Origin of the sequence: Phenylobacterium sp., from assembly GCF_031412415.1 — a bacterium.
Taxonomy (GTDB): Bacteria; Pseudomonadota; Alphaproteobacteria; order Caulobacterales; family Caulobacteraceae; genus Phenylobacterium.
The window spans coordinates 1-9,456 of sequence record NZ_JANOCX010000355.1; the positions used below are offsets into that span (position 1 = coordinate 1).

The following is a 9,456-nucleotide window of genomic DNA, read 5'->3' on the forward strand; positions in this document are numbered from 1 at the left end:
GGGTCGGCTGGCCGCAGTTCTGGCAGAACCGCCCGGAGGTCTCCGCCCCACAGTCGCTGCAGATCCCGGAGTGCTCGCCCGCTTGGCCCGCTGGTTTCTCGATCGCCGCGCCGATGAGTCCGCCCGTGGCCGCGCCGCCGACCGCATCGAGTTCCATGGACAATCCCCGTCACAGACGGCGGGACAGTTACAGCCGTTCGCCCCGGCGGCCAACGGGGGTAGGATGCTTGCTCACCGGATTTGGGGGAGTTGGCGCATGTATCATCAGGGCAATCGCGACATGCAGGACGCTTTCGGCAGCCGCGCCTTGGCCGACCGTCTGGAGGCGACCCTGCGTCGGTCGACGTTCAACGAAGCCGATACCGCCTTCATCGCGGCGCAGACCTATTTCTTCCTGGCCACGGCGAACGCGCAGGCGGCGCCCGACTGTTCGTTCAAGGGCGGGCCGGCCGGATTCGCGCAGGTAACCGCGCCGGACGAACTGATCTTCCCCGACTACGACGGCAACGGCATGTTCAAGAGCCTGGGAAACATCGCGGCGAACCCTCAGGTCGGACTGCTGTTCATCGGCATGGGTGAAAAGCCGCAGCGCCTGCGGGTGAACGGGATCGCGCGCATCCTGGACGACGATCCCCGCATGGCCGGGATCGCCGGCGCTCAACTGGTGGTCAGCATCACGCCGACGGATATCTTCCCGAACTGTCCGCGCTATATTCCGTCGCTGCAGTCGGTGGAGCCATCGCCCTACACCCCGACCGCCGAAGCATCGCCGGTGGAGCCGGCCTGGAAGAGCTTTTCGCTCTTCGCCGACGTGGTGCCGCCTCGACGGCGTTAGGCGCCCAAGTCCAGCATGCTGACGTCGACGCCGCCCGTGACGACCTTGACCTGGAGCAGGCGCATCTCGCCGCCCACGAAGCTCAGATCCGAGACCGCGATGCGGTTGTCGCGACGGATGTTCGAAGCGTCGCGGAGGGTCAGGCGAAGGGTCATATCCTCCCTAGACGTACCCGCCGCTTCGGCCGCCTCGATGGCCTTGCGGAAGGTCTCAGCCATCGACTTCGGCGCCACGAAGGCCGGGCGCTGAAGGGGAACGTCTTGGCTCATGGTGTCGCTCACAGGCTTGGCCTCGGGTTTGTGTGGATGGATCAGGCGGCGGCGAAGAAGCCGTGTTCGCCAGTCACCCGGACCTGGCAAGGCTTGCCGGCGTCCTGAGCGGCGCGCGCGCGGCGATTGGCGGCGGCCTTGGCCTCTTCCTTGTCGATCGAATGGTCGAAGTACTGCCCCTCGTGTTCCACGGCCCACATGTCGTCGTGGCGAGCCACGGTGAAGATGGATCGAATGAAAGCGTCACGGGTCGCCATGGGGGCTGCTCCTTCTTGGGGCCGGTCTGGAATGCGCCCGCAACCGGCGCGCGGCGCCGGTACGAGAATCCACAGATCTCGAGTGTGACAAGTTATCTACAGGCAATAGGCCGAAATGTCCGCGTTATTCTGGAAACCGCTCGTTTTTCCGCGACCTGCGGCGAGTCCATCGACGGGTTCTCGCACTGTAGACCAGCATGAATTCGGCTGTTCCAGGTCTGCGATAACTCGTGGGCGAGCACGTTTGCGCTGGCGGAAGTTCAACTAGCGTCGCCCCATCGTCTCCCTGCGGCGCCGCAGTATTTCCAGACTATTGCGGGACCGCCTCCGCAAGTTGGAGCTATCGGTTCAGCTCCTCCTCGACCTGGCTCAGCCGATCCTTGCCGAAGAACATCTCGTCTCCGACGAAGAAGGTCGGGATGCCGAAAACCCCACGGGTCGCGGCCCGTTCGGTCCCGGCCATCAGCTCGGCCTTCACGTCCGGGTCCTGGGTCGCCTCCAACAGGGCCTTGGCGTCGAGACCGGCCGTCGTCAGCACGCCGGCGACCACCTCCGGATCGTCCATCTTCAGCCCCTGTTCCCACATACCGGAGAGCACCGCCGCTAGGTAAGCCGTTTCGACGCCCATCCGGCGGGCGGCGACGAGGCCGCGCATGATCAGCAGGGTGTTGACTGGAAAGTGCGGATTCTGCGCGAACCGGGTGAGGCCGTGCCTGGCCACGAAGCGGCGGGTTTCCAGGCTCTCATAGGCGAGCTTGCCTTGAACGGCGCCGAAGGCCGTCATCGGCGACTGGTTACCGGTGATCTTGAAGATGCCGCCCAGCAGGGCCGGGCTGACCTTCAACTCGGCGCCGGCGCGCGCGGCGATGTCGGGCAGGACCTGCATCGCCAGATAGGCGTTGGGGCTGCCGAAATCGAAGAAGAACTCGACGGTCTTTCCCATGATGGTCTCCTCACCAGCTCTCGGACCAGGGACGCAGGTCCAGTTCGTGCGTCCAGGCCGAGCGGTGTTGCTTGTGCAGCCAGACATAGTTTTGCGCGATTTCCTCGGGCTTGAGGATGTTGTCGCGCGCGAGACGGTCTTCACGGTCGGCGATGTTGGCGCGGGCGAATACGCCGTCGATGGCGCCGTCGACCACGATGTGGGCCACGTGGACGCCCTGGGGCCCCAACTCCTTCGCCGCCGCCTGGGCGACCGCGCGAAGGGCCTGCTTGGCCGCGGAGAAGGCCGAGAATCCTTGCCGTCCCCGCAGCGAGGCCGAGGCGCCGGTGAACAGGATCGTGCCCCGGCCGCGCGGGATCATCACCTTGGCGGCCTCCCGCCCGGTCAGGAACCCCGCGAAACAGGCCATTTCCCACACCTTGTGGAAGACCCGCGCCGTGGTCTCCGTCAACTCGAAGCGGACATTGGCTCCAATGTTGAAGACCACGACCTCCAAGGGCCCGACCTCGCGTTCGATCTGCTCGAACAGCGCGACCATCTCGTCCTCCGCTCGCGCGTCGACGCCAAAGGCGCGGGCCTTGCCGCCGCTGTCGCGGATGGATTGGGCCAAGGCCTCGAGCTGATCGAGATTGCGCGCCCGCCGCGTGATGCAGACCTCCAGGCCCTCGGCCGCGAACGCCCTGGCGATCGCCCCGCCCACTCCATCGCCCGCGCCGACCACCAGACAGACCCCGGACATCGCGCATCTCCCATAAGTTTATTTTCTGGACTGACCATGGTATCGAATCTGTACCCCGTCAATGGTGGCCCTGAGACAATCCGGGAGATGGCGCGATGAAGTGGAACGAACTGGCGCAAGAGCCCTGCTCGATCGCGCGCTCCGTCGCGGTGATCGGCGACCGGTGGACCCTGTTGATCCTGCGCGACTGCTTCCTGGGCATAAGGCGCTTTGAGGCGTTCCAGGCACGGCTAGGGATCTCCCGCACTATCGTGGCCGACCGCCTGAAGCTGCTGGTGGAGGAGGGGGTCCTACGGCGCGCGCCGTATCAGGACAGCCCGGCGCGCCATGAGTACCGGCTGACCGAAAAAGGCCTGGACTTGCATCCGGTGGTGATGGCCATCGTTCACTGGGGCGACCGCCACTACTCCGGCGAGGCCGGGCCGCCGCTGCTGCACCGGCACAAGGCATGCGGCCATGACTTCCACCCGGTCCAGGCCTGCTCGGCCTGCGGCGAGGCGGTGGAGGCGCGAGCCGTCGAGACTCGCGCCGGCCCGGGAGCGGTCAGTCCATCAGCTGCTGGCTGAGATAGGTGTATTCCAGCGCTTGGCGCTTGGCCGTTTCGTTGAGGTTGGCCGCCGCGGCGTGGCCGCCGTCGATGTTCTCGTAATAGAGGTAGTCGTAGCCCAGCTCCTTCAGCCGCGCCGCGGCCTTACGGGCGTGGGCTGGATGAACCCGGTCGTCCTTGGTGGAGGTCTCCAGGAACACCTTCGGATAGGGCTTGCCCTTGGCCAGCAGCTGATAGGGCGAATAGGTGTCGATCACCTTGCGCTCTTCCGGATTGGCCGGGTCGCCGTACTCGCCGACCCAGGAGGCGCCGGCGCCAATGTGGGTGTAGCCGATCATGTCGAACAGCGGCACCTGGATGACCACGGCCTTGTACAGCTCAGGCCGCAGGGTCAGCGCCACGCCCATCAGCAGGCCACCATTGGAGCCGCCCATGATGCCGAGCTTCTTCGGGCTGGTGATCTTGCGCGCGATCAGGTCCTCGGTGACCGCGAAGAAGTCGTCATAGACCCGCATGCGGTTCAGCTTCAGCCCCGCCTCGTGCCAGCGCGGGCCGAACTCGCCGCCACCGCGGATGTTGGCGATGACATAGACCCCGCCGCGCTCCAGCCACAGCTTGCCCACCGAGGCCGCGTAGCCCGGCGTCTGTGACACCTGGAAGCCGCCATAGGCGTAGAGCAGGGTGGGCGCGGTCCCGTCCGCCTTCAGATCCTTCGGCCGCACCACGAAATAGGGGATCTTGGTCCCGTCCTTCGAGGTCGCCCAGTGTTGCTCGACCACGTGCCGGGAGGCGTCGAAGCGCGCGGGGAGGGTGCGCAGGGTTTCCGACGTGCCGGTCGTGGCGTCGGCCAGGACCTGAGCGGTTGGCGTCAGAAAGCTCGCGATGCTGAGCAGCAGTCGGTCGTCGCGGTCGGAGGCCGATACAATGCCGATCGAGGCGTCCTGCGCCAGGCTGAGCTTGGTCGAGGTCCAGGCCTTGGCGCCGTGCTGGAAGCTGAGAACGCCGCCCTTCACATTGTCGTAGAGCGCCACGACCAGGCGGTTGCGAGTTGTGGCGATCTGTTCGATCGCCTGGCTCTGGGTCGGTCGCAGGACCAAGGTCGACTTGGGCGACTGCGGCGCGGTCTTGAGGGCTGCCAGGTCCAGGGCCAGCAGGTCGCCTGTCTTGCCGTGACCCTCCCAGTCCTGCTCCAGGGTCAGCAGCAGTTGGCCGTCGATCAGGCCCTGGGGCGAGGACCGGAGCGGGACGCCGAGCTTCCGGGCGCCGGCGTTGTCGAGCAGGTGATACTCGGCGTTGAAGGTGTCGAGAGGCCGGGCGGCGATCAGCGCCTGCAGCTTGCCGTCGGCGTCGCGGAAGGCGACCGGGCTGACGCCATAGCCGCCGTCATCGGCCTTGCCGCGGAAGACTTCGGTGGCGGCGCTCAGCGCCTGACCGCGCTTCAGCAGCTTGATGATGAAGGGATAGCCCGAGGTGGTGACCTCGCCCTTGGTCCATTCGGTGGCGACGGCCAGGGTGTCGGCGTCGACCCAGGTCATCCTGTGCTTGCCCTGCGGCAGGAAGAACCCGTCCTTCACGAACTGCCCTGTCCGGGCGTCGAACTCGCGGACCTCCACGGCGTCCTTGCCGCCGTCCGACAGTGAGATCAGGCAGATGGCGTCGTCGGGCGCCAGGCAGGTCGAGCCCTTCCAGACCCAGTTCTTGCCCTCGGTCTTGGACAGGGCGTCGAGGTCGAGGATCGTGCGCCAGGTGGGCTTGCCGTTCCGGTAGCTGTCGAGGTCCGTCGCGCGCCAGATCCCGCGGACATGCTCGGCGTCCTGCCAGTAGTTGCGCAGGGAGCCGTCACCCGCGAAGCCGACCACTGGGATGCGATCCTTGGCCGTGGCGATGGCGAGAGCGTCGGCATAGAGCTTGGAATAGCGGGCGTCGTTCTGGAGCAGCGGCAGGGAGCGGTCGTTCTCGGCGCGGGCGAAGGCCCTGGCCCTCGCCCCCTCGATCTCCTCCATGTAGACATAGGGGTCGCTGGGGTCGGGAAGGGCTACGGCGGGGAAAGCGGTCATGCCGGACAAGATGGCGCCTGTGGCCAGCTTTCCAAGGAACGAGAAACGCATCGACGATGAATCCCAAGGCTGAATTTCGCGAGCCGGGACCTTAGGCTGAGCAGATCGAACCGCGCAAATCATGACCGACGAAACAAACCTGATCGCCTGGAGCCTGGAAGAGGTCGCCGAGCGCCACGGCGATCCGACCCAGGCGGTCTATGAGCGGCTGTTCGCGCAAAGCCCTGAGATGGCTGAGCTCTTCGTCGGCGACAAGACCGGCGCCGCCCGGGGCGAGATGCTGGCCGTGGTCTTCCAGACCCTGCTGGACTTCTCCGGCGCGGGCGCGTTCGGCGCCAACATGATCCGCGCCGAGATCGTCAATCACGAGAACCTGGGTGTTCCGCCCAAGGTGTTCGTCACCTTCTTCCGCACGGTGATGGAGACGCTGCGCGAGTTGCTCGGGAGCGATTGGACGCCGCCGGTGGCCGCCGCCTGGGATGAGATGCTCGCAGGCCTCGACGCCGCCATCCATCGCGAGGCTGCGGTCTAGTTCCGGACAAGGGAATCCGTCATGGTCCCGCGCCATGACAAACGAACCCTTTTTCAAACGAGACGGCGCATTTTACGTGCCAACCCCCGCCGGCCGAGGCCCGTGGAATCCCAACTCCCTGCACGGTCGGGTCATCGTCGGCCTGCTGGGCTTCGAGCTTGAACGCCGGCACGGCGACCCGGATTTCCTGCCGGCCCGCCTGACGGTCGACATGTACCGGCTGCCCGGCTTCGACCCCATCGAGGTGACCACGAAGCTCATCCGCGAGGGCGGCCGCATCCGCGTCGCCGAGGCGGAGTTCATCTCCGGCGGCGTCAGCATGGCCAAGGCGAGCTGCCAGTTCCTGCGCCGCACGGAGAACCCCGAGGGCAAGGTCTGGAAGGCGCCGGAGTGGGACGTTCCCAAGCCCGCTGACATCCCGGCGCCGGATCCGGGCGCGGGCCCCATGGGTCGCATGTGGTCGACGCGACCGATCAGCGGCGGCTTTGGCCAGGGCGGTCAGCGCCGCATGTGGATGAGCGAGGTCCGCGACATAGTCGAGGGCGAACCCCTGACGCCGTTCCAGCGCGTCGCCGTGGCCGCCGACTTCGCCAGCCCCGCCGCCCACGCCTCCGAGCAGGGCCTGGCCTTCATCAATTCGGACGTCACGGTCTATCTGCACCGCATGCCGCGCACCGAGTGGATCGGCTTCGAAAGCGCCTATCACGACGCCACCGATGGCGTGGCGGTCGGCGAGTGCCGCCTCTATGACGAGGATGGCTCCATCGGCTTCGCCTCCTGCGCGGCCTTGGCCCAGAAGCGAACGGCGGGGCCGCCTCCCGCCGCCCCGCCCAAGGCGGGTTGAGGCAACGCTGATGGCGATCCTCTCCCTGCGGTCCCTGACCAAGTCGGTTCCCGGCGGGAGAGTGCTGTTCCAGGGCCTGAACCTGGAGCTTGCGGCCGGTGAGTTCGTGGCGGTGATGGGGGAATCTGGGGTGGGCAAGTCCACCCTGCTGAACCTGATCGCGGGCCTGGACCTCGCCGACGCGGGACAGGTCGCCATCGACGGGGTTGGCCTGGAGAGCCTGGACGACGACGCCCGCACGGCCGTGCGCCGCGATCGGATCGGCTTCGTGTTTCAGGCCTTCCACATCCTGCCCCACCTGACCCTGGCGCAGAACGTGGCCCTGCCGCTGGTGTTGCAGCGCGCGCCGGGCGCCGCGTCGCTGGCGCGAGCCGGTGAGATGCTGGACGCTGTCGGCCTGCCGGGTCGGGGCGGGGACTTCCCCCATCAGCTTTCGGGCGGCGAGATGCAGCGGGTCGCCATCGCCCGCGCCCTGATCCACCGGCCCGCCCTGATCCTGGCCGACGAACCCACCGGCAATCTCGATCCCGAGACCGCCGACCGGGTGCTGTCGCTGTTCGCTGAGCAGGTGCACCAGTCAGGCGCCGCGGCCCTGCTGGTCACCCACTCCGACGTCGCCGCCCGCGCCGCCGACCGCATCCTGACCCTGACCCGCACGGGTCTGGTCGAGCGCCATGGCGGCTGATCGACCCCTGGCTCTCGCCGCGCGCTGGATGATCCTGGGCGAATGGCGGGCGCACCCGATGCGCGTTGTCACAGCGGCGGTGGCTATCGCGGTGGGCGTGGCGCTCGGGCTCGCGGTGCACCTGGTCAACGCCTCGGCGCTCAACGAGTTTTCCCGCGCAGTTTCGACCGTCAACGGCGACGCCGAGCTTCAGGTGCGCGGCGCCTCGCCCAGCGGGTTCAACGAGGGGCTCTATCCGACCCTGGCCCGCCTTCCCGGCGTGGCGGCCGCCAGTCCGGTCGTCGAGCTGCGGGCCAGCGCAAAGGACGAAGACCTGACCCTGATCGGCCTGGACATCCTGCGCGCCGCCTATGTGACGCCCAGCCTGATGGGGCGTCCCAGCAACGCCGAACAGCCGCAGGGGCCCACAGGGGAGGCTGCCTTCGACGACAGCGCCGTCATGCTGTCGCAAGCAGCTACCGAGCGTCTCGGCGTCGCGCCGGGCCACAGGCTCGAGGTCACCGCCGCCGGCCGGGCCGTGACGCTGACGGTGTCCGGGATCCTGCCTGGCGTGGCGGACGGCCAGCAGATCGCCGTCATGGACATCGCCGCCGCCCAGTGGCGGTTCGGGCAACTCGGCAAGCTGCAGCGGATCGATCTGCGTCTCGATGAAGGCGCCGATGTCGGGCGAGTCCGGGCGGCCATCGCCGAGATCCTGCCGGCCGACGCCCAGCTCGTCAGCCGCGAGAGCGAGGCGCGGCGCAGCGACGCGCTCAGCCGCGCCTATCGCGTCAATCTGGACATGCTGGCCCTGATGGCCCTGCTGACCGGGGGGTTCCTGGTCTATTCGGCGCAGTCCTTGGCCGTGGCGCGGCGGCGGTCCCAGTTCGCCCTGTTGCGGGTTCTGGGCGTGCGTCGCCGGGCCTTGCTGGGCCAAGTCCTGGCCGAGGGCGCGGTGGTCGGAGTCGTAGGCGGCGTGGCGGGCCTAGGGCTTGGCCTTGGCCTGGCGGCGGGCGCCTTGGCGCTCTTGGGCGGTGATCTCGGCGGCGGCTATTTCGGCGGGGTGAAGCCGCAGCTGGCCTTCGCGCCGGGCGCGGCGCTGCTGTTCCTGATCCTGGGCCTGCTCACCGCCATGGGCGGCAGCCTGATCCCCGCGCGGGAGGCCGCCAGGGCGCAACCCGCGGTGGCCTTGAAGAACGTCGGCGACTCCGTCGATCCCCGCGTCGCGCCCAAGGTCTGGCCCTCGATCGCCTTGCTGGCGGCCGGGTCGGCGGCGGCGTTCGCCCCGGCGATCGGCGGCGTGCCCCTGCTGGGCTACGCGTCGATGGCCCTGCTGCTGGCGGGCGGAGTCGCGGCCATGCCCTGGATCGCGCGGACCCTGCTTGGCCCCCTGCGCCGGATCGGCGTGGCGGGCGCGGCGGCCGACCTGGCGTTCAAGCGCCTATGGGGCGCGCCGTCACAGGCGGCTGTCGCCCTGTGCGGCATCGTCGCCAGCACCAGTCTGATGGTCGCCATGGCGGTGATGGTCTCCAGTTTTCGGGGCTCGGTGGACGACTGGCTGGGCCAGGTCCTGGCCGATGATCTCTACATCCGCGCCGAGACCGCCGGGGGCGGATTTGATCCGGCGACCCAGGCCGCCCTAGCGCGGACGCCAGGGGTGGCCAGCATCGTCTTCCTGAAGAACTCCAGCCTGCGGCTCAAGCCCGACCAGCCGCCGCTGATGCTGGTGGCCCGGCCCATGGCTGACGATGCGCCGGGCATGAAGATGC

Annotated in this window: 11 protein-coding genes; 6 read left to right on the forward strand and 5 right to left on the reverse strand. The window is 68.1% G+C overall.

Annotated features, from left to right (window positions below; all coding sequences use genetic code 11):
* The first annotated feature begins 256 nt into the window (after positions 1-256).
* Complete coding sequence (locus RMO04_RS17020) at positions 257-835, forward strand: pyridoxamine 5'-phosphate oxidase family protein (protein WP_309645958.1); 579 nt, start codon at positions 257-259, stop codon at positions 833-835.
* On the opposite strand, the gene RMO04_RS17025 is transcribed toward RMO04_RS17020, so the two are convergent.
* From RMO04_RS17025 to RMO04_RS17040, 4 genes are all read right to left on the reverse strand, one after another.
* Positions 832-1,104, reverse strand: coding sequence for a hypothetical protein (locus RMO04_RS17025; protein ID WP_309645959.1), 273 nt, complete (start codon positions 1,102-1,104; stop codon positions 832-834). The genes RMO04_RS17020 and RMO04_RS17025 overlap by 4 nt on opposite strands.
* Before the next feature lie 41 nt (positions 1,105-1,145).
* Positions 1,146-1,361, reverse strand: a complete 216-nt coding sequence (locus RMO04_RS17030; protein WP_309645960.1) for a hypothetical protein — start codon at positions 1,359-1,361, stop codon at positions 1,146-1,148.
* Positions 1,362-1,701: 340 nt separating this feature from the next.
* The gene (locus RMO04_RS17035; protein WP_309645961.1) at positions 1,702-2,304 is read right to left on the reverse strand and encodes a 2-hydroxychromene-2-carboxylate isomerase; all 603 of its coding nucleotides are present in this window, start codon (positions 2,302-2,304) and stop codon (positions 1,702-1,704) included.
* 10 nt (positions 2,305-2,314) lie between these two features.
* A complete protein-coding gene (locus RMO04_RS17040) occupies positions 2,315-3,043 on the reverse strand; it encodes an SDR family NAD(P)-dependent oxidoreductase (RefSeq protein WP_309645962.1) in 729 nt (242 codons plus the stop codon).
* Between the two features lie 95 nt (positions 3,044-3,138).
* On the opposite strand from RMO04_RS17040, the gene RMO04_RS17045 reads away from it, so the two are divergent.
* Complete coding sequence (locus RMO04_RS17045) at positions 3,139-3,609, forward strand: helix-turn-helix domain-containing protein (RefSeq protein WP_309645963.1); 471 nt, start codon at positions 3,139-3,141, stop codon at positions 3,607-3,609.
* Here the strand turns inward: RMO04_RS17045 and RMO04_RS17050 are convergent.
* Positions 3,587-5,698 (reverse strand): prolyl oligopeptidase family serine peptidase, encoded by a 2,112-nt coding sequence (locus tag RMO04_RS17050; RefSeq protein ID WP_309645964.1) that lies wholly within the window; start codon positions 5,696-5,698, stop codon positions 3,587-3,589. The genes RMO04_RS17045 and RMO04_RS17050 overlap by 23 nt on opposite strands.
* A 70-nt stretch (positions 5,699-5,768) precedes the next feature.
* On the opposite strand from RMO04_RS17050, the gene RMO04_RS17055 reads away from it, so the two are divergent.
* From RMO04_RS17055 to RMO04_RS17070, 4 genes are all read left to right on the forward strand, one after another.
* Positions 5,769-6,179 (forward strand): globin, encoded by a 411-nt coding sequence (locus RMO04_RS17055; protein WP_309645965.1) that lies wholly within the window; start codon positions 5,769-5,771, stop codon positions 6,177-6,179.
* 76 nt (positions 6,180-6,255) lie between these two features.
* A complete protein-coding gene (locus RMO04_RS17060) occupies positions 6,256-7,023 on the forward strand; it encodes an acyl-CoA thioesterase domain-containing protein (RefSeq protein ID WP_309645966.1) in 768 nt (255 codons plus the stop codon).
* A gap of 10 nt (positions 7,024-7,033) precedes the next feature.
* Complete coding sequence (locus RMO04_RS17065) at positions 7,034-7,708, forward strand: ABC transporter ATP-binding protein (RefSeq protein ID WP_309645967.1); 675 nt, start codon at positions 7,034-7,036, stop codon at positions 7,706-7,708.
* On the forward strand, positions 7,698-9,456 hold a 1,759-nt coding region (locus RMO04_RS17070; RefSeq protein ID WP_309645968.1), incomplete at its 3' end, for an ABC transporter permease. The genes RMO04_RS17065 and RMO04_RS17070, both read left to right, overlap by 11 nt.

Coding starts and splice junctions, on each gene's coding strand:
- RMO04_RS17020 (WP_309645958.1), top strand. CDS start 257: ATGTATCATCAGGGCAATCGCGACATGCAGGACGCTTTCGGCAGCCGC.
- RMO04_RS17035 (WP_309645961.1), bottom strand. CDS start 2,304: ATGGGAAAGACCGTCGAGTTCTTCTTCGATTTCGGCAGCCCCAACGCC.
- RMO04_RS17030 (WP_309645960.1), bottom strand. CDS start 1,361: ATGGCGACCCGTGACGCTTTCATTCGATCCATCTTCACCGTGGCTCGC.
- RMO04_RS17050 (WP_309645964.1), bottom strand. CDS start 5,698: ATGCGTTTCTCGTTCCTTGGAAAGCTGGCCACAGGCGCCATCTTGTCC.
- RMO04_RS17040 (WP_309645962.1), bottom strand. CDS start 3,043: ATGTCCGGGGTCTGTCTGGTGGTCGGCGCGGGCGATGGAGTGGGCGGG.
- RMO04_RS17045 (WP_309645963.1), top strand. CDS start 3,139: ATGAAGTGGAACGAACTGGCGCAAGAGCCCTGCTCGATCGCGCGCTCC.
- RMO04_RS17055 (WP_309645965.1), top strand. CDS start 5,769: ATGACCGACGAAACAAACCTGATCGCCTGGAGCCTGGAAGAGGTCGCC.
- RMO04_RS17025 (WP_309645959.1), bottom strand. CDS start 1,104: ATGAGCCAAGACGTTCCCCTTCAGCGCCCGGCCTTCGTGGCGCCGAAG.
- RMO04_RS17065 (WP_309645967.1), top strand. CDS start 7,034: ATGGCGATCCTCTCCCTGCGGTCCCTGACCAAGTCGGTTCCCGGCGGG.